The following is a 19,461-nucleotide window of genomic DNA, read 5'->3' on the forward strand; positions in this document are numbered from 1 at the left end:
CCACGCTGCCAGGGAAAGCGACAGAGCAAATGCGATCAGGCGGGCGATGCCAAAGAAAACCCTAAAGTCCATTACCCCCAGCGTTGAGCGGATGCGACGAATCAGGTCACTGCGCATTCTGGGCGAATGGATTTATGCCGGCAATCTCTGGCACATCAATCGCTACTCCGCCTCGATGGCGTTCTTCGTCGGTCTGTTCATCGCCTTTATGCCCATTCCCGGGCAAATGCTGGTAGCCGCGGCACTGGCGGTTCTGGTTCGCTGCAACCTGCCTCTGTCCGTTGGACTGGTGTGGATCACCAACCCGGTAACCCTGCCGGCGGTTTTTTTCCTGGCCTACAAACTGGGAGCGATGATTATCGGCGTCCCCTTGCAAGCGCTTGAATTCGAATTGAGTTTTCACTGGCTGGCGCACCGGCTGGAGGATGTCTGGCAACCCTTCCTGCTGGGTTGCCTGCTATGCGGCCTGTTTTTCGGCTCACTGGGTTATTTTGTCATCAATATCCTGTGGCGTTTGCGGGTAGCGAGAATGCTGCGCGAGCGCCGCCGGCGGCGACGGCGTGCACAAAAGGTGCTGGCCGAGGCCGCATCCGCCAAGCTGGAAGAGACGCCCGTCAACGCTCCTGATTGAGCACTGCGGCGGGGGCCAGCCGTGCCGCCCGCCGGGCCGGGTAAATAGCCGCCACCAGGCACATGCCCAGGGCCACGCCCGCCACCGCCAACACATCCCGCAACAGCAGGTCCACCGGCAGGAAGGACACCGGGTATACATCGGTATTGAGGAAACGGATATCGAGCACTTGCTCCAGCCCCGCCACCATTGCCGGCACCAGCTGGCTGAGCAGCGCCCCCAGCAGACTGCCGCTGACGACGCCGACGGCGCCGATCATCGCGCCCTGCAGCACGAATATCCAGGCGATATCCGCACCGGACGCGCCCAGGGTTCGCAGAATGGCGATATTGTCCTGCTTGTCGAACACTACCAATACCAGTGATGACACCACATTGAAGGCCGCCACCGCGATGATGGAAAACAAAAGGATGCTGACCAGGTCCCGGGACAGCTGGATTGCCGCATAGAGGTTGCCGTGGGTCATCATCCAGTTGGTGGCGTAGTGACCCACGGGCAACTGGTTGACCACGTCCCAGCCGATCCGGCGGACCTGGAACAAGTCGCTGCTCACCAGCCGCAGGCCACTGACCGCGTCACCAAGCCCGGCCAGCCGGGAGGCGGTATTCAGGTGCAACAGGGCCACCCCCTGGTCAAGCTCGGTGCCGGTATCGACGATCCCCGCCAGGTAAAGCGCTTCAAAGCGGGTGGCGCCGGTATCGCCGGTCAGGCCGCCGCCGGGAACGATCAGGGTCAGAGTCTCACCCACCCGGGCGTTCAGGCGGCGGGCGATACCGACCCCCAGCACCAGGGCATCTGCCCTGCCGACAAAGGTGGTTCGCTGGGCGGCGGGCAGCAGCGCCAGCAGGGTCTCGCTGGCGGGGTCGGCCGCGTCCACGCCGATGCCCTGGGCGGTTTCGATATCTGCGCCGCGCATGAACAGGCTGTCGAACTGGGTGAACGGACTGGCCTGCAGCACCTGCGGATGCTGCAGCACCTCGGCACGGCGCTCCCGCCAGTCCGCCATCGGCTGGTGGGAATACACGGTGATATGCGGCACCAGGGAAAGAATGCGCTCGCGCATTTCCCGGTCGAAACCGTTCATCACCGACAGCACCACGATCAGCAGCGCAATAGCCAGTACCAGTCCCAGCATGGACAGGGATGACAGGAAGGTAGACAGGTGCCCCTGGCCGTGGGCAAAGGTGTAACGCCGCGCCAGTCGCCCACGTTCCGCCCAGTTCACGCCCGTGCCTCCAGCCGCCCCTCGAGCAGTTCCAGCGTGCGGTGCATGTGGGCGGCGATGGCCGGGTCATGGGTTACCACCACAAAGGCCGAGCTGAGCTCGCCCAGGGCATCAATGAGGGCCAGCACCTGGGCGGCGGAATGGGGGTCGAGATTGCCGGTGGGTTCATCCATCAGCACGCAGTCCGGCTCGGTGACCAGGGCCCGGGCGATGGCAACACGCTGGCGCTCGCCGCCGGAAAGCTGGGACGGGCGGTGATCCAGGCGGTGCTGCATGCCTACCCGCTCGAGCATGTCAGCCGCCCGCGCCAGCGCCGCGCGCCGCGAATGGCCACCGATGATCAATGGCATGGCCACATTTTCCCGGGCGTCAAATTCCGGCAGCAGGTGATGAAACTGGTAGACAAAGCCCAGGTGACGATTGCGCATCCGGCACAGGCTGGCCTCATCCAGCGTCGCCAGGTCCCGGGCACAGAGCAGCACCTGTCCCTCGCTGGGGGTATCCAGCCCGCCGAGCAGGTTGAGCAGGGTCGACTTGCCGGAGCCGGAGGCGCCGACGATAGCCACCTTCTCGCCGGCCTGCAGGGTCAGTTCAACGCCGTTCAGCACCTCGACGGAGCGGTCGCCATCGCGGTAACTGCGCCCCAGCGAGCGGCACTGCAGCACCGGCTCACTCATAGCGCAGGACCTCCGCCGGAGCCACCCGGGCGGCCCGCCAGGCGGGATAGAGAGTCGCCAGTAAACTCAACGCCAGTGACGCCGCCACCACCGCGGCGACATCGGTCCACAGCAGCTGCGAGGGCAGCTGGGAAATAAAGTACACGGAAGGGTCGAACAATTTCACTCCCAGCAGGTTTTCGACAAAGACAGTAATAGCGGAAATATTGAGGCCCAAGACCACGCCCAACACTGCCCCCAGGCTGATGCCGACGGCCGCCAGCCCCAGGCCATGGGCGACGAAAATGGCCATGATGCCGCCTGCCCGCGCTCCCATGGTGCGCAGCACCGCAATGTCGCGGCGCTTTTCCGCCACCGACATCACCAGCGTGGACACGATGTTAAATGCCGCCACCGCCACCACCGACAGCAGCAACAGGCTGACCATGATCTTCTCCATTTTAACCGCCTGGAACAGGGAACCCTGGGTCTGGCTCCAGTCCTGCACCGTCAGCCCCGGCGGCAGCGTGTCCGCCACCGCATTCATGGTCTGCGGTGCGGTGTACAGATTAGCGGTTTTCAGCTGCAGGCCATCGACCCCGGCCGCGGGTCCCAGCAGTTTCTGGCCGCTGCGCAGACCGATGTAGGCCTGGTAGGAGTCGGGCTGGGCGCCCACTTCAAATATGCCGGTGACCGTCAGGCGCTTGCTGCGCGGGAATACGCCAAGCGGCGTCATCGTCAGCCGGGGCACCGTGACCTCCACCGTATCACCGGTTCGCACCGCGAGCATGCGCGCCAGGGATGCCCCCAGCACCACCGGGAATCCGGGCTCCGCCAGGCTCTGCAGGCTGCCCTGCACCATGGCCGCCGGAATACGGGAGACCTGTGCCTGCAGTGCCGGGTCAATCGCGGTGAGCACGCCACCGCGCAGGGTACGTCCGCTGGCGAGAATCACCTTGGCGGAAATATAGGGCGCTACGGCCACCACCGACGCCTGCGCTTCGATAGCGGCCGCCAGCGCCTGCCAGTCCTCTATGCCCTCCTCCGCGCTGACAAACCCGTGGGGCACCAGGGACAGGATCCGGCCGCGCAGTTCGTTGCCAAAACCGTTCATTACTGACAGCACTGTCACCAGGGAAGCCACCCCGAGCACCATACCCAGCATGGAAACCAGGGCGATAACCGAGGTGAAACGATTGCGCTTGCGGGAAAAACTGTAGCGCAGGCCGATAAAGGGGGCGTAGTTAACTATGGCGTGACCGCGGGCACTCAAGCGGGCGGGCGTCCGCTACTTGCGGTCGGCGTTATAGAAAAGATCGGGGTTCTCGCGGCTGTTCTGGCCGTCGCGGGTCTCCTCGTCACAGCGTTTGGGGTCGCCGCCGCAAATATCACAGGAGGTATCGATACCCAGGGCACCCATGCCGCCACAGGAACCCTTGATCGGCCCGCGGCCCATCATCACCCCCACGGCCATTGCGGCCATGACAAGGCCGATAAAAACTGCGGTGATCACAAACAGGCTCATAGTCTTCCTCCGTAAGCGCGAGCTTACTGTTGTCCGGTCTCTGCTTCGACCAGGTAAGGGGCGAACGCATCGGTGTGACGGCTGCTGAAGCCCTGCCCTTCGCGCTGAATCAAATATACCGCCAATCCCTGCGCCTGCGCCACTGCGAAGGCCTCGTCGGCCCCCAGCACGGTCAGGGCCGTGGCCCAGGCATCTGCCATCATCGTACTTGGGTGGACAACAGTCACCGACACAAGTTCATGTGCCACCGGCCGGCCCGTGCGCGGATCGATACTGTGGGAATAGCGTTTACCGTCAACCTCGAAAAAGTTGCGGTAGTCTCCCGAGGTGGCCACGGCAGCATTGCCCAGGTAAATCGTGCGGGCAATACCGAATCCGCCGGCCTGCGGTTGTTCGATGGCAACCCGCCAGCTGTCACCGCGCGGGCTGTAGCCGGACAGGCGCATCTCGCCGCCCACTTCCACCATGTAGTTGCTGATCCCGGCAGCGCCCAGGTAGCGGGCGATCTCGTCCACCGCAAAGCCCTTGGCGATGGAGGAAAAGTCCAGGTAGACATCGGCGTCCTTGCGCAGCCGCAGCGCCTCGCCATCCACCCGCAGGTAATCCTGGCCAACGCGCGCCATGGCGGACTTAATCGCGGCATCAGCCGGCGGCTCGGGCGCCTGGCCGCCAGGACCAAAGCCCCAGAGGTTGACCAGCGGCCCGACGGTGACATCGTAGGCGCCGCCGGACTGCCAACCAATGGCCATGGCCGCAGACAGCACCTCATAGAAACCCTGAGACAGCGGAAACCATTCCCCCACCGGCGTTCGATTGAAACGGGATATCTCCGAATCCTCGCGGTAGGTGGACATGCTGTTGTTGACCGACTCCAGCAGTGCCTCTATGCCGGCCAGCAGCTGCAGTTCCTCCTGGTCGGAGTCCGGCGGCAGTATCAGGGTGGCCGACCAGGTGGTTCCCATGGTCTGGCCGCCGAGTTTGAGCAGGCTGGCGTCCCGGGCGCACGCGGCAAGCCCGGCCACAAGCAGCGCCAACAGCGAGGCCCGGACGTAAAAAAGCCACTCCAGGGAGTGGCTTCTGGCTGGTACTGGACGGCGGATCATCAGCCGCCGAAATCGTCCAGCAGGATGTTTTCGGGCTCGACCCCGAGGTCGGTCAGCATCTGGATCACCGCCGCGTTCATCATCGGCGGTCCACACATGTAGTACTCACAGTCTTCCGGCGCGGGATGATCCTTCAGGTACTGCTCGTAGAGCACATTGTGGATAAAGCCGGTCAGGCCGTCCCAGTTGTCCTCGGGCTGGGGGTCGGACAGGGCGACATGCCACTCGAAGTTGTCGTTTTCCGCCGCCAGGCCGTCGTAATCCTCGACGTAGAACATCTCACGCAGGGAGCGGGCCCCGTACCAGAAGGAAATCTTGCGCTTGCTGTGAAGACGCTTGAGCTGGTCAAAGATGTGCGAGCGCATGGGCGCCATACCGGCACCACCACCGATGAACACCATCTCGGCATCGGTATCCTTGGCGAAGAATTCGCCGAAGGGGCCATACACTTTGACCTTGTCGCCAGGCTTGAGGTTAAACACCCAGGAGGACATGATGCCCGGCGGAATGCCTTCGCTGCCGGGGGGCGGTGTGGCAATACGGATGTTGAATTTCACCACGCCCTTCTCTTCCGGGTAGTTGGCCATGGAGTAGGCGCGAATCACCGGCTCCTTGACCACGGACTCCAGTTTGAAGAAGCCAAAGTGCTCCCAGTCGCCGCGGTACTCTTCCTCGATGTCGAAGTCCGAGTACTTTACATGGTGCGGCGGGCACTCCAGCTGTACGTAACCGCCGGCACGGAAGTCGACGTTCTCACCCTCGGGCAGGCGCAGGGTCAGTTCCTTGATGAAGGTCGCCACATTGGGGTTGGACTCCACCGTGCACTCCCACTGCTTGACCCCGAATACTTCCTCGGGCACCTCGATCTTCATGTCCTGCTTGACCGCGGCCTGGCAGGACAGGCGCCAGCCCTCGGCGGCGTCGCGCTTGGTGAAGTGGGATTCCTCGGTGGGCAGCATGGAACCGCCACCCTCCTTGATGATGCATTTACACTGGGCGCAGGTGCCGCCGCCACCGCAGGCCGAAGGCAGGAACAGGCCTGATTCGGACAGGGTCTGCAGCAGCTTGCCGCCGGCGGGAACGGTGATGGTTTTCTCGCCGTTGATCTCGATGTTGACGTCGCCAGAGCTCACCAGTGAGGAACGGGCAACGAGAATAACCGCTACCAGCGCCAGCACGATGGCAGTGAACATCACCACGCCGAATACAATTGTCATATCCATATCAGTTCAATCCCGCTTAGATATCGATGCCGCCAAAGGACATGAAGCCCAGTGACATGAGGCCGACGATGATGAATGTAATGCCCAGTCCCTGCAGGCCGTCGGGCACGTCCGAGTACTTCAGCTTCTCGCGGATACCGGCCAGAGCCACAATCGCCAGGGCCCAGCCAACGCCGGCGCCGGCGCCGAAGACCACTGATTCCGCGAAGTTGTAGTCACGCTCGACCATGAACAGGGAGGCGCCGAGGATGGCGCAGTTCACGGTAATCAGCGGCAGGAACACGCCCAGGGCGTTGTACAGCGCGGGTACGTACTTGTCGAGGAACATCTCCAGGATTTGCACCAGGGCCGCGATCACGCCGATGTAGGACAGCAGGCCCAGGAAGCTCAGGTCCAGGTCGGGGAAGCCGGCCCAGGCCAGCGCGCCGTCCGCCAGCAGGTAGTTGTAGATCAGGTTGTTAACCGGCACGGTAATGGTCAGTACCACGATCACCGCCACACCCAGGCCGAAGGCTGCCTGGATCTTCTTGGATACCGCCAGGAAGGTACACATGCCCAGGAAGAAGGCCAGGGCCATGTTCTCGATGAAAATCGAGCGTACGAACAAACTCAGTAAAGCTTCCATCTTAGACGCCCTCCCTCGCTACGGTGTGTTTGGCCATTTTGAAGTCAGGCTCTTCCACCTGATCGGTCTTGACGCTGCGCAGAACCCAGATAAAGCCACCGATAAGGAAAAAGGCGCTGGGGGGCAACAGCAGCAGGCCGTTGGGGACGTACCAGCCACCCTCGGTCACGACCGGCAGGATTTCATAACCCATGAGCTTGCCGGCGCCGAACAGTTCGCGGATGACCGCCACGCTGATCAGTACTACCGAGTAGCCGAGGCCGTTGCCGACCCCGTCGAAGAAGCTGGGCAGCGGCGGGTTTTTCATGGCGAAGGCTTCCGCCCGGCCCATGACGATACAGTTTGTGATGATCAGGCCGACAAACACCGACAGCTGCTTGCTGATGGCATAGGCGTAGGCTTTCAACACCTGGTCAACCACGATTACCAGGGAGGCGATAATGATCATCTGCACAATGATGCGGATACTGCCGGGGATGTGCTTGCGAATCAGGGAGACGCCCAGGTTGGAAAACGCACACACCGAGGTCAGGGCGATACACATCACCAGGGTGACCTGCAACGAGGAGGTCACCGCCAGCGCACTGCAGACGCCGAGGATCTGCAGGGCGATCGGGTTGTTCTTGAAAATTGGGCTCGTCAGTGTCTCTTTGATGGAATCCACGCTCAGGCCTCCCCGGATTTCAGGTTGTTAAGGAATGGCTCGAAGCCGCTTTCACCCAGCCAGAACTGGACCAGGTTGGAAACGCCACGGGTGGTCAGCGTCGCGCCGGCCATGCCGTCCACTTTGTACTCGGAATTCTTCATCGCGGGATCGACAGTGCCTTTGATCACGGTCAGCTCGATGTCGCCGTCCTTGTAGACCTGCTTGCCGTCCCACAGGGACTTCCAGCGCGGGTTATCCACCTCACCGCCGAGCCCGGGGGTTTCCTTGTGCTCGTAGAAGCCGATCCCGGCCACGGTGTTGGCGTCGCCCTGGAGGGCGATGAAGCCGTACAGGGTTCCCCACAGGCCATAACCGCGGATGGGCAGGATGATCTTGCCGATATCTCCCTGGGCATCCTCGGCGAGGTAAACCAGGGCATAGTGTTCACGGCGGAACACCTTGGCGATATCCTCGTCGGTGCTCAGCTTGTCCGACATGGACGGATCCTTGGAAGCCGCCCGCTGGTCGTAACTGGCGGGATCAACCGCATCGGTAAACTGGCCGGTGCGCAGGTCTACCACACGGGTCTCGATTTTGGCGAACTGCTCCTCAACACTGCTGCCCTCTTCCAGCATGCCGGCCGCCGAGAGAATATTGCGCTTGCGGTCCAGCGACTGGTTGGCCTCCTGGGCCGGCTTGAGCACTACCGCCGCGGTGGACACAATCACCGAACAGACAATACACAGGGAGAATGCGACGATCAGGGTCTTGGAAATACTGTCGTTACTGGACACGGGCAAGCCTCCTCTTGATATTTGCCTGGACCGCGAAGTGATCCATCAGCGGGGCGAACAGGTTGGCGAACAGGATCGCCAGCATGATGCCCTCGGGGAACGCCGGGTTGACCACCCGTATCAACACCGTCATCAGGCCGATGAGAATACCGAAAGCCCACTTGCCGGAGTTGGTCATGGCAGCAGATACCGGGTCGGTCGCCATGAAAATCATGCCGAAGGCAAAACCGCCGGTGACCAGGTGCCAGTACCAGGGCATGGCGAAGGCCGGGTTGGAGTCGGAGCCCACCATGTTGAACAGGGTGCTCAGAACGACCATGCCCAGGAACACACCGGATACGATGCGCCAGGAGGCTACCCGGGTGGCCAGCAGGACGAAGCCGCCGATCAGGATAGCCAGGGTCGAGGTCTCGCCCACGGAACCCGGAATGTTGCCGAGGAACGCGTCGGTCCAGGAAACGGTTGACTGCAGCGCCGCCATACCGTCGGCAGCGACGATGGACAGGGGCGTGGCCGCGGTATAGCCGTCAACCGCCACCCAGACCGCGTCACCCGAGAGCTGTGCCGGGTAGGCGAAATACAGGAATGCGCGGCCCGTCAGCGCCGGGTTGAGGAAATTCTTGCCGGTGCCACCGAACACTTCCTTGCCGATGACCACACCGAAACTGATGCCCATGGCAACCTGCCACAGGGGAATGTCCGGCGGGCAGATCAGGGCGAACAGGATGGAAGTGACGAAGAAACCCTCGTTCACCTCGTGGCCGCGCTTCATGGCGAACAGGACTTCCCAGAACCCCCCTACGATGAAAGTCACCGCATAGATAGGCACGAAAAACACCGCGCCGTACCAGAAACAGTGCCACAGGCTGCTGGCGTCGTAACCGCCGAGCAGTTCGATCAGCCAGCCGCGCCAGCCTTCAACCGCGGCGCCGGCACCCATCGCGTCGGTGGCCTGGAAACCGAGGTTCCACATGCCGTAAAACATGGCCGGGAAAGCGGCCAGCCAGACGGTGATCATGATCCGCTTGAGGTCTATCCCGTCGCGCACGTGGGCGGTGCTGCGGGTTACCGAAGACGGTGAATAGAAGATGGTGTCCGCCGCCTCATACAGCGCATACCAGCTCTGCAGCTTGCCACCTTCAGTAAAGTGGTGCTCGATATCGTCAAGAAACTTGCGCAATCCCACGTCTTAACCCTCCTTCTCGATCAGCGTCAGGTTATCCCGCAGGATAGGACCATACTCGTATTTGCCGGCGCACACATAAGTGCACAGGGCGAGATCTTCCTCTTCCAGCTCCAGGCAACCCAGGCTCTGGGCAGTGTCGGTATCACTGACAATCAGCGCCCGCAACAGCTGGGTGGGCAGGATATCCAGTGGCATGATGGTTTCGTATTGCCCCACCGGCACCATGGCCCGCTCGGAACCATTGGTATTGGTGGTCATCGCCAGCGGCTTGAGGCCGAAAAAGCTGCTCAGGTAGATGCCGAGGCTGGAGTGCTTGTTAACGCCCGGCGACAGCCAGCCCATGAATTCCCGGTGCCGACCTTCCAGTAACACCGACACCTGGTTGTGGTAGCGGCCCAGGTAGGCGGTACCGGTAGCGACGCCACGGCCGCCCAGCACTGAGCCGGAAATGATGCGGTTGTCACCGTCCTTGAGCTGGCCGGCGCAGAGGGCCTGCAGATCCACCCCCAGGCGGGTGCGCAGCAGGCGCGGATTCTCAACCTGGGGACCGCCCAGGGAGATGACCCGGTCAGTGTACAGGCGACCGTCCAGGAACAGGCGGCCGATGGCGATAACATCCTGGTAGCCGATTTGCCACACCACCTTGCTGGTGCTCACCCCCTCGAGGAAGTGGATATGGGTACCGGCCAGTCCTGCCGGATGGGGCCCGTCGAACTCGGCTGTTTCGATATTGCCGGCCTTGCCGGTGGCCACGCTGGCGCCGGCCGCGATACACACATACACCTTGCCGCTGGTCAGCCTGGCGAGGATATCCTGGCCGAGGGCGAAGGCATCAGCCTGCTCGGCAATAATCACGGTGGGATCTGCCGCCAGCGGGTGGGTATCCATGGCGGTGATGAAGATGGCAGATGCCTCGCTGTCGATGGCGGGCACCTTGCTGAACGGGCGGGTACGCAGGGAAGTCCACTGACCGCTCTCGATCAGCTGGCTGCGGATGGTCCCGGCATCCAGCGCGGCGGCGTCGGCGGCACTGTAACTGGCAAAGGACTCCGCCTCGTCGCCGTCGATATCGATAACCACCGACTGCAGCACCCGCCGGGCGCCGCGGTTGATCGCCGACACCACCCCGGAGGCGGGTGCAGTGTAACGAACACCTTCGGTCTTCTTGTCGGTGAACAGCAGCTGGCCGAGTTTGACCCGGTCACCTTCCTTCACGTCCATCGTGGGCTTCATGCCCACATAGTCGAATCCGACCAGCGCAACCGCGCGCGCCGCAGGTGCATCTTCAATAACTTGCTGGGGAGCTCCCTGGATAGGGATATCCATACCCCGCTTGATCTTGATCATACGATCTGCCTACAGAACTAGTGTGTGAGTTGACCGGGGACGACTACAGGGAACAAATCTACTGAATAACTGCTGCAAACGCCACTGTCGCAGTGGTGATTTCTGCCACCGCGGGATGACACATGATGCCACCTGTCCCAAAACCGCGCGCATTATAGGGGAAGCGCCCTAAAAACGCCACATTTCAGCCGTCAATTCTTTGATTTTGAACAGGTTTTAGCGCTGTTTCCGGCGCGGTAAAACTACCACAAAAGGGTTAGGCGGAGCCTCTATTCATGGCAACGGCAGCGTCCGGCATCTGTCCATCTCCGGGCGGGAATGGACAGATGCCAGTGACTGGTTCAGGCACCCTCTTTCGGGTACACCGCATAGTCAATACCGGCCATTTGCTCCAGGATCCGGTGCACCTGGCAGCTGTAACCGAACTCGTTGTCGTACCAGAGGTAGAGCACCGCCTGGTTGCCATTCACAATGGTCGCCTGGGCGTCAAAGATACAGGCGTGACGGGAGCCGACGAAGTCGGTGGACACGACCTCGGGGGAATTGGAATAGTCGATCTGCTTGCGCAGCGATGAATGCAGAGCCCGGGTGCGCATGAACTCATTGACCTCTTCGGCAGTGGTTTCACGGTTCAGGGTCAGGTTGAGAATCGCCATGGACACGTTGGGCGTGGGCACCCGGATCGCATTGCCGGTGAGGCGGCCAGACAGTTGCGGCAGCACCTTGCCGACAGCCGATGCAGCGCCGGTTTCGGTCAACACCATGTTCAGCGGCGCGGCGCGGCCGCGCCGGGAGGCTTTGTGGTAGTTATCGATCAGGTTCTGGTCGTTGGTGAAGGCGTGCACGGTTTCCACGTGACCGGCGCGGATGCCGTATTCGTCATCCATGGCCTTCAGCGGCGGCGCGATCGCGTTGGTGGTGCAGGAAGCCGCGGAAATAATGCGGTCGCTGGGGTCGATAATGTCGTGGTTGATGCCGTGCACCACGTTTTTCAGCTCACCCTTGCCCGGCGCGGTCAGGATCACCTTGGACACGCCTTTGCTCTTCAGGTGCAGCGACAGGCCGGCCTCGTCACGCCAGACACCGGTGTTATCCACCACGATGGCATTGTTGATGCCGTATTCGGTGTAATCGATGGTGTCGGGACTGTCGGCATAAATCACCTTGACCTCGTTACCGTTGGCCACAAAGCTCTGGCGCTCCTCGTCCACGCGGATGGTGCCGTCGAAAGCGCCGTGAACCGAGTCGCGACGCAGCAGGCTGGCGCGCTTGACCAGGTCATTGGGGGCCTTGCCCTTGCGCACGACCACCGCCCGCAGGCGCAGGGTGTCACCGCCATCGGTCTTGTCGATCAGGATCCGGGCCATCAGCCTGCCGATGCGGCCAAAGCCGTACAGGACCACGTCCTGGGGCTGCTCCAGCGGCTTGTCGGTGGAACCGATGTCTTCCGCCACTTCCCGCCGCACATACTCTTCAATCGTCAGGTTCTCGCCCGCACCCTTATCGTAATAATTCACCGCCAGGCGCCCCACGTCGATATGGGCAGGCCCCAGGCCCAGCTTGCTCAGCTCGGTGATCACCGGGAAAGTCTCGAATTCTGACAGCTCGTTCGCCTCGACCTGGCGAACATAGCGGTGGTCTTTCATGATCTCCAGCACGGAGCGGTTTACCAGGGATTTGCCGTAGATGTAGCATTTGACGCTCTTTTCCCGGGCCAGGCTGCCCACCAGGGGAATCATGCCTTCAGCCAGGGCTTCGCGCTCTTTCCAGTCCTTGAAATAATCGTCGGGACGTTCTCTCTTGCGGTCATTCACGGTTTGTCAGTCCTTGGCGGTATTAAGGGGCGCGTATTATCGTCTGATGGCCCTTGCCACGCAAGCCGCCCGTGGCGCATACCCGCTATCAATAGCGGCAATACACTGGAGGCGGCCGCCGGGGCCGCGCTACAATGCGCTCCTCATTAAATATCCGAAGCACTGGTATGTTCACTTCCCTGGTCCAGGCCACTCCCTGGCCGAACCAAGCCGGTTCCCGCACCGCCCTCGGCCCCTTTTACGGCGGCGCCGATGCGCGCTGTATCGCCGAACTAGCAGACCCCTCCCGCCTGCTGGTCGTCATCACCGCCGATACCAGCGCCGCGCTGGCTCTCGAGCGCGAGTTGCCCTTTTACCTGGACCGGGAGTTGGAGATACTGGCCTTTCCCGACTGGGAAACCCTGCCCTACGACAATTTCTCGCCGCACCAGGACATCATCTCGGAGCGGCTGAGCACCCTGTACCGGCTGCCCCGCCTCCAGGGCGGGGTGCTGATTGTTCCGGTTTCAACCCTCATGCACCGGCTGCCGCCCACCCACTATGTGGCCGGGTCCAGCCTGCTGCTGGAACAGGGCCAGAGCATCGATCTGGCCAGCTTCCGTCGCAATCTCGAGCGCAACGGCTACCGCAATGTGGAAACGGTATTCGAGCACGGCGAGTTCGCCCTGCGCGGCTCGCTGTTCGACATTTTTCCCATGGGTTCCGCCCTGCCCTACCGCATCGACCTGCTGGACGACGAGGTCGACACCCTGCGCACCTTCGATCCGGAAACCCAGCGCACGGTGGAAAAGGTAAGCGCCATCAATATGCTGCCGGCGCGGGAATACCCCCTGGACAGCAGCGCCATCACCCGCTTCCAGATGAACTGGTGGGATACATTCGACGTCGATCACGACAGCTGCCCCACCTACGCGGAAGTCAGCGCCGGCCGCAGCCCTGGCGGCTGCGAGTACTACCTGCCGCTGTTTTTTGATGACTGCGCCACCCTCTTCGATTACCTGCCGGAGCAGGCGGCAGTGATTGCCACCGGCGATCACCACCATGCGGCCGAACATTTCTGGCAGGAAGTGGGCAGCCGTTTCGAGGAGTACGGTATCGACCCGCGCCGGCCCTTGTTACCGCCGGAGAGGGGTTTCCTGCCGGTGGCGGAGTTCTACCGTCAGTTGAAACAGTTCCCGGTGCTCGAATTGCGCCACAATCCGCAGGCACCGGTGCATCAGCAGACCAGCGTGCTGCCCCCGCCGGACCTGGCTAGCGACCAGACCGTGACCTCCGCCGCGGCCAACCTGGCCCGGTTCATCGACGCGCACCAGGGTCCGGTGCTGCTCTGCGCTGAATCTGCCGGGCGCCGGGAAATCCTGCTGCAGTCGCTTCGCGAGCAGGGTCTCAAGCCCCCTGCCGTCGCCGGCTGGCACCAGTTCCTCGACTCCGGGGAGCCCTTTGCCATCGCCACCGCCCCGCTGGACCGGGGCCTGTACTTCGGTCCCGGCAAACCCACCCTGGTCTGCGAGACCCAGCTGTTCGGCAACCGGGTGGCCCAGCGGCGTCGGCGGCGGGCCAGCGCCGAGGCCGCCAGTGCCAACGTGTTCCGCGATATCAACGAATTGCGCGAAGGTGTGCCCGTGGTCCACCTCGAGCACGGTGTCGGCCGTTACGTGGGCCTGCAGACCCTGGCGGTGGACGGCCAGGAAGCGGAGTTCCTGACCCTGGAATATGCCCGCGGCTCGAAACTTTACGTGCCGGTGGCCTCCCTGCACCTGATCAGCCGCTATGCCGGCTCCGACCCTGACCTGGCGCCACTGCACACCCTCGGCTCGGAGCAGTGGGACAAGGCCCGGCGCAAGGCCAGCGAAAAAGCCAACGATATCGCCGCCCAGTTGCTGGAGGTATACGCGCGGCGGGAGGCCCGCCAGGGCTTCAGTTTCCAGCTGGACCAGGAGGCCTACGCCCGCTTCAGCGCCGCCTTCCCCTTCGAGGAAACGCCCGACCAGGAGTTGGCGATTCGCACGGTGGTGGACGATATGTGCAGCCCCCGGGTCATGGACAGGCTGGTGTGCGGCGATGTGGGCTTTGGCAAGACCGAGGTGGCCATGCGTGCCGCCTTCATCGCCTGCCAGAACAACAAACAGGTGGCAGTACTGGTGCCCACCACCCTGCTCGCCCAGCAGCACTACAGTTCCTTCTGTGATCGTTTTGCCGACTGGCCGGTAAATGTCGAGGTGGTCTCCCGCTTCAAGTCCGCCGCCGAGATGAAAGCGGTGTCCCGGCGCATTGCCGCGGGCAAGGTCGACATTCTGGTGGGGACCCACAAGCTGCTGCAGTCGGACTTCCGCTTCGCCGACCTCGGGCTGTTGATTATTGACGAGGAGCACCGTTTCGGGGTCAAGCAGAAGGAGGCAATCAAGGCCCTGCGTTCGGAGGTAGACATCCTCACCCTGACCGCGACACCGATTCCGCGCACCCTCAACATGGCGCTCGGCGGCATGCGTGACCTGTCGATCATCGCCACCCCGCCGGCGCGGCGACTGTCCATCAAGACCTTTGTCCGCGAGCACAATATTGCCCTTATCAAAGAGGCAGTCCTGCGGGAGACCCTGCGCGGCGGGCAGGTGTATTACCTGCACAACGAGGTCAAGTCCATCGAGGAGAGCGCGCGCAAACTGCGGGAACTGGTCCCCGAGCTCAAGGTCGGCGTGGCCCACGGCCAGATGCGGGAAACCGAACTCGAGCAGGTCATGTCGGCGTTCTATCACCAGCGCCACCACATCCTGCTGTGCACCACCATTATCGAAACCGGCATCGACATTCCCAATGCCAACACCATCATTATCGAGCGGGCCGATAAATTCGGCCTGGCCCAGTTGCACCAGTTGCGCGGCCGGGTCGGGCGTTCCCACCACCAGGCTTACGCCTACCTGCTGACACCGCCCCGCTCCGCCATTACCGCCGACGCCGGCAAGCGGCTGGAGGCCATCGAGGCAGCGGGCGACCTGGGCGCCGGCTACCTGCTGGCCACCCATGACCTGGAGATTCGCGGCGCCGGCGAACTGCTGGGCGATGAACAGAGCGGCCAGATCCACTCGGTGGGCTTCTCCCTGTACATGGACATGCTGGAGCGGGCCGTGGCCGCCCTCAAGCGCGGCGAGATACCGGACGTCGATGCGCCCCTGGACGCGGGCACCGAGGTCAACCTGCACATACCGGCGCTGATCCCGGAAGACTACCTGCCCGATATCAACAGCCGCCTGGTGCTGTACAAGCGTATCGCCGCGGCGGCCGATGACGAGCAGCTGCGCGAGCTGCAGGTGGAGATGATAGACCGTTTCGGCCTGCTGCCGGAGCAGGTGGGCAACCTGTTCGAGGTGTCGCGCCTGCGGCTGCAAGCGCAGTCCCTTGGCATTCGTTCGATTGAAGCGGGCGCCAGTGGTGGTAGTATCGAGTTCAAGGAGAGCACCCGGGTCAACCCACTGTCACTGGTCAAGCTGGTGCAGGGCGATCCCCGCTCCTACAAACTGGCCGGCGCAACCCGCCTGCGTTTCGAGCGCGACCTGGACGACAAGGTCAACCGCCTGCGGTACGTCGAGGACCTGCTCAACACCTTTGCCACTGATGCCACGGAAGACGCTGCCTGATGCCTACCCTGAAGTCCCCGCTAGTCCCCTGCCTGGCCCTGGCAGCCGGTTTACTCAGCGCCCCCGCGGTCGCCGAGGAGGAACGCTGGTACCAGGTCGAGCTGTTGATCTTCAGCCATGAGAACGGCGCCAGCGACGAGCAGTGGGAGCCGCTGCCAACGCTGGCCTATCCGGATACGGGACGTTTCCTGGTCTACCCGCAGCAGGTCGCCGCCCGCGCCGAGGCGCACGAGGGCACCAGCGAAGTGGATGAATTCGGCCGCCAGTTCCTGCGCCCCTATCCCGAGCCACTGGCAGAAGAGCCGGCGCCAACCCCGGATATCCCGCGCCGGGAAGCAGCATCCCCGCCCCCGGAGGAGGAAGCCCCCCCTGTGGACGCTGCGGCGGAACCGCCGCCGGCCCTGCCCCTGACCCCGACGCCCTTTGTCGCCCTGCCCCGCAGCAGCGCAGAGTTCTACGGCAAGGCGGCGTACATGCAGCGCAGTGGCAACTACAAGACCCTGTTCCACGAAACCTGGGTGCAACCGGTGCGGGAAAAAGGCGCCGCCCTGCCGCTGATTATCGACCGCTCCGGTGACAGCGGGGAATGGCCGCGCCTGCAGGGCAGCGTCACCCTGCATATCGCGCGCTACCTGCACCTGGAGACCAGGCTCTGGCTCAACACGTCCGGCGATTACCTGCCGGGGGCCTGGCAGATGCCAGCGCCCCCCCTGGGCCCGGTTTCCCTGATCGTGGAGGAACCGGAACCGGCAGAGGAGGACTATTTCGCGGTTGATGCTGCCATGGACGCAGAACAGGATCCCGTCGAGGATGCCCTGCCGGCCGTCGGCGAGACAGCCCTGGAGGAAGATGCCGGCCCCGTCTACCCCTGGCGCCACGCGGTGCTGATGCAGCAGAGCCGCAGGATGCGCAGCAAGGAAGTGCACTACCTCGACCACCCCCTGCTGGGGGTCGTGATCAAGCTCATGCCCCTGGATGAGGAGCAACTGCAGGCCATGGCTGAGGCGGAGATTGCCGAACAGCAGGCGGCCGCTCAGTAAGTCGCCGCCAGCGCCCCCAGCAACTGGCTCACCACCGCCGCCTCCCGCTGCAGGGTAGCGCGCATCGCATCCAGGGTCAGCGGCGCGTCATCCAGCCCCGCCGCCGCGTTGACCACCATGCACACGCTGGCGTAAGCCAGGCCCAGTTCCCGGGCGAGGGAGGCCTCGGGCATGCCGGTCATGCCCACCAGGTCACAGCCGTCGTTCGCCATCCGCCGTATCTCGGCGGCGGTCTCCAGCCGCGGGCCCTGCTTCACGCCGTGCACGGCGGCGGGCTCATGGGCGATGGCCTGTTCGCTGGCAATAGCCAGCAGGCGCTGGCGCAGGGCCCGGTCGTAGGGCTCGGTGAAATCGATATGCATGAGCGTATCGTGCTCACCGGTGTCGACGGTGTGCTCACGGCCCCAGGTATAGTCGATCAGCTGGTCGGGAATGACCAGCCGCCCGGGGCGCATGGCCGCGCTGATGCCACCCACGGCGTTGATCGCCACCACATCGCTCACCCCCAGTGATCGCAGCGCCCACAGGTTGGCGCGATAGTTGATCAGGTGCGGGGGAATTGCTCGCGGGCTGCCGTGGCGCTGGAGAAAAAACAGCCGGGTACTGCCGAGCCGCCCCTCCTGGAGCACGCGCGAGGGGTCGCCGTAGGGCGTTTCAACGGCATGGTTGTCTACAATCTCCAGGCCCTCGAGCTGGTCGATACCGGTGCCGCCGATGATGCCCAGCACTGTCATTGCCGGTCCTCCGAGCCCATGTGCATTACCTGCTCCACGTGCAGGGTCCGTGTCGGGAACGCAACCTCGGCGTCGTTGGCCTCGATGATGTCGTGAATCTTCAGCATGACGTCCTGCTTGATCTCATGGTAGCGCACCCAGTTCGTGGTTTTGGTGAAGGTGTAGACGAAGAAATCCAGCGAGGAAGGCCCGAAGGCGACAAAGTTGACGATCAGCGTTCGCGACAGGTCGATTTCTTCGTGGTCTTGCAGCATGGACTTCACCTGCTCCACGATTGCCGCCATCCGGCCCACATCCTGGTAGCGAATGCCGACGGTCTCGTAAATGCGCCGGTTATTCATCCGGCTGGGGTTCTCCACCGCGATCTGGCTGAACACCGCATTGGGCACGTACAGCGGCCGCTGGTCGAAGGTGCGAATCCGGGTCAGCCGCCAGCCAATGTCTTCCACGGTACCCTCGATATTGCGGTCCGGCGAGCGAATCCAGTCGCCGGTGGTGAAGGGCCGGTCCAGGTAGATACTCAGGCCACCAAAGAAATTGGCGAGCAGGTCCTTGGCGGCAAAGCCCACCGCGATGCCACCGATACCGCCAAAGGCGAGCAGCCCGGAAATCGACACACCGATGCTCTGCAAGACGCCGAGCCCGGCGGTTACCCAGAGGGTGATACGCAATAACTGCGCTACCGCGCGTATCGTGGCCTTGTCGGAGGACGCGCGGTCGCGGGCCTCCAGCAGTTCCTGCTCGACACCGTGAATGAGCCGGTGTACGAACCAGGCGATCAGCAACACCAGGGCCGTGTCGTAGGCCTGCAGCAGCCGCCGTTGCACCCCGTCGCCGAGGGTATAGATTTCCAGGGCGAGATAGGCAACCGCCACCCACAGCACCACCCGCACCGGCTTTTCCAGGGCGGTCACCACCACATCGTCCCAGTTAAAGCGGCTGTGGCTGGCCGCATTGTGCAGGTGATTCACCAGCATCCCCAGGGCCAGGTGGGCAATGAAGCCGCAAACCAGCAACACCGCCAGGGACAGCAGCTCCGGGCCTACGCCGAGCGCCCCCGCGGCGTCGGCAAGCATCTCCATCAGGCCGCCCATGGCATTCCTCCCGGCAATGCAAGCGCAGGTTTTTTAGACGAATTTTTCATTTTGATAATCAAATTTATTCCTAAAACGGTATATAAAAACCAGCAGGGATTGAAGTCAACTCTGGGAGTGTAACGCAACTGGTTGATCTGTTTTGAAAAGAAACGGCAACTAATCAAAGGTAATTTCGCGATCTTC

17 protein-coding genes are annotated in these 19,461 nt (G+C 62.9%); 3 read left to right on the forward strand and 14 right to left on the reverse strand.

Going from position 1 to position 19,461, the window contains the following annotated elements; genetic code table 11:
• The first annotated feature begins 46 nt into the window (after positions 1 to 46).
• Positions 47 to 631, forward strand: a complete 585-nt coding sequence (locus tag DWB85_RS03720; RefSeq protein ID WP_117952860.1) for a DUF2062 domain-containing protein — start codon at positions 47 to 49, stop codon at positions 629 to 631.
• Here the strand turns inward: DWB85_RS03720 and DWB85_RS03725 are convergent.
• From DWB85_RS03725 to DWB85_RS03780, 12 genes are all read right to left on the reverse strand, one after another.
• A complete protein-coding gene (locus tag DWB85_RS03725) occupies positions 615 to 1,856 on the reverse strand; it encodes an FtsX-like permease family protein (RefSeq protein ID WP_205422653.1) in 1,242 nt (413 codons plus the stop codon). The genes DWB85_RS03720 and DWB85_RS03725 overlap by 17 nt on opposite strands.
• A complete protein-coding gene (locus tag DWB85_RS03730) occupies positions 1,853 to 2,533 on the reverse strand; it encodes an ABC transporter ATP-binding protein (RefSeq protein ID WP_117952861.1) in 681 nt (226 codons plus the stop codon). Before DWB85_RS03730 ends, DWB85_RS03725 begins: the two co-directional genes overlap by 4 nt.
• Entirely contained in the window at positions 2,526 to 3,785 is a 1,260-nt protein-coding gene (locus DWB85_RS03735) for a lipoprotein-releasing ABC transporter permease subunit (RefSeq protein ID WP_117952862.1), read from the reverse strand. The genes DWB85_RS03730 and DWB85_RS03735 overlap by 8 nt, the downstream gene beginning before the upstream one ends.
• Positions 3,786 to 3,800: 15 nt before the next feature.
• A complete protein-coding gene (gene nqrM / locus DWB85_RS03740; RefSeq protein ID WP_117952863.1) occupies positions 3,801 to 4,037 on the reverse strand; it encodes a (Na+)-NQR maturation NqrM in 237 nt (78 codons plus the stop codon).
• 23 nt (positions 4,038 to 4,060) lie between these two features.
• Positions 4,061 to 5,071, reverse strand: a complete 1,011-nt coding sequence (locus tag DWB85_RS03745; RefSeq protein WP_205422654.1) for an FAD:protein FMN transferase — start codon at positions 5,069 to 5,071, stop codon at positions 4,061 to 4,063.
• A 68-nt stretch (positions 5,072 to 5,139) separates the two neighbouring features.
• Positions 5,140 to 6,363: an NADH:ubiquinone reductase (Na(+)-transporting) subunit F gene (gene nqrF, locus DWB85_RS03750; protein WP_117952865.1), complete on the reverse strand. Its 1,224-nt coding sequence runs from the start codon at positions 6,361 to 6,363 to the stop codon at positions 5,140 to 5,142.
• Positions 6,364 to 6,379: 16 nt separating this feature from the next.
• Positions 6,380 to 6,988, reverse strand: a complete 609-nt coding sequence (gene nqrE, locus DWB85_RS03755; protein WP_117952866.1) for an NADH:ubiquinone reductase (Na(+)-transporting) subunit E — start codon at positions 6,986 to 6,988, stop codon at positions 6,380 to 6,382.
• A gap of 1 nt (position 6,989) precedes the next feature.
• Positions 6,990 to 7,652: an NADH:ubiquinone reductase (Na(+)-transporting) subunit D gene (locus DWB85_RS03760; RefSeq protein ID WP_117952867.1), complete on the reverse strand. Its 663-nt coding sequence runs from the start codon at positions 7,650 to 7,652 to the stop codon at positions 6,990 to 6,992.
• A gap of 2 nt (positions 7,653 to 7,654) precedes the next feature.
• A complete protein-coding gene (locus tag DWB85_RS03765; protein WP_117952868.1) occupies positions 7,655 to 8,428 on the reverse strand; it encodes a Na(+)-translocating NADH-quinone reductase subunit C in 774 nt (257 codons plus the stop codon).
• Positions 8,418 to 9,614 (reverse strand): NADH:ubiquinone reductase (Na(+)-transporting) subunit B, encoded by a 1,197-nt coding sequence (locus tag DWB85_RS03770; RefSeq protein WP_117952869.1) that lies wholly within the window; start codon positions 9,612 to 9,614, stop codon positions 8,418 to 8,420. The genes DWB85_RS03765 and DWB85_RS03770 overlap by 11 nt, the downstream gene beginning before the upstream one ends.
• Before the next feature lie 3 nt (positions 9,615 to 9,617).
• A complete protein-coding gene (locus tag DWB85_RS03775; protein WP_117952870.1) occupies positions 9,618 to 10,961 on the reverse strand; it encodes a Na(+)-translocating NADH-quinone reductase subunit A in 1,344 nt (447 codons plus the stop codon).
• Between the two features lie 341 nt (positions 10,962 to 11,302).
• A complete protein-coding gene (locus DWB85_RS03780; protein WP_117952871.1) occupies positions 11,303 to 12,775 on the reverse strand; it encodes a glyceraldehyde-3-phosphate dehydrogenase in 1,473 nt (490 codons plus the stop codon).
• Positions 12,776 to 12,942: 167 nt separating this feature from the next.
• Here DWB85_RS03780 and mfd point away from each other — a divergent pair, with 167 nt between their 5' ends.
• Together mfd and DWB85_RS03790 are read left to right on the forward strand one after the other, a co-directional pair.
• Positions 12,943 to 16,407, forward strand: a complete 3,465-nt coding sequence (gene mfd / locus DWB85_RS03785) for a transcription-repair coupling factor (protein ID WP_117952872.1) — start codon at positions 12,943 to 12,945, stop codon at positions 16,405 to 16,407.
• Complete coding sequence (locus DWB85_RS03790) at positions 16,407 to 17,447, forward strand: CsiV family protein (RefSeq protein ID WP_117952873.1); 1,041 nt, start codon at positions 16,407 to 16,409, stop codon at positions 17,445 to 17,447. The genes mfd and DWB85_RS03790 overlap by 1 nt, the downstream gene beginning before the upstream one ends.
• On the opposite strand, the gene DWB85_RS03795 is transcribed toward DWB85_RS03790, so the two are convergent.
• Together DWB85_RS03795 and DWB85_RS03800 are read right to left on the reverse strand one after the other, a co-directional pair.
• Complete coding sequence (locus tag DWB85_RS03795) at positions 17,441 to 18,181, reverse strand: S-methyl-5'-thioinosine phosphorylase (RefSeq protein WP_117952874.1); 741 nt, start codon at positions 18,179 to 18,181, stop codon at positions 17,441 to 17,443. The two genes, DWB85_RS03790 and DWB85_RS03795, sit on opposite strands and share 7 nt — an antisense overlap.
• Complete coding sequence (locus tag DWB85_RS03800; RefSeq protein ID WP_420820249.1) at positions 18,178 to 19,275, reverse strand: mechanosensitive ion channel family protein; 1,098 nt, start codon at positions 19,273 to 19,275, stop codon at positions 18,178 to 18,180. The genes DWB85_RS03795 and DWB85_RS03800 overlap by 4 nt, the downstream gene beginning before the upstream one ends.
• Positions 19,276 to 19,461 lie beyond the last annotated feature (186 nt).

Origin of the sequence: Seongchinamella sediminis (assembly GCF_003457605.1) — a bacterium.
In the GTDB taxonomy this organism is placed as follows: domain Bacteria; phylum Pseudomonadota; class Gammaproteobacteria; order Pseudomonadales; family Halieaceae; genus Halioglobus; species Halioglobus sediminis.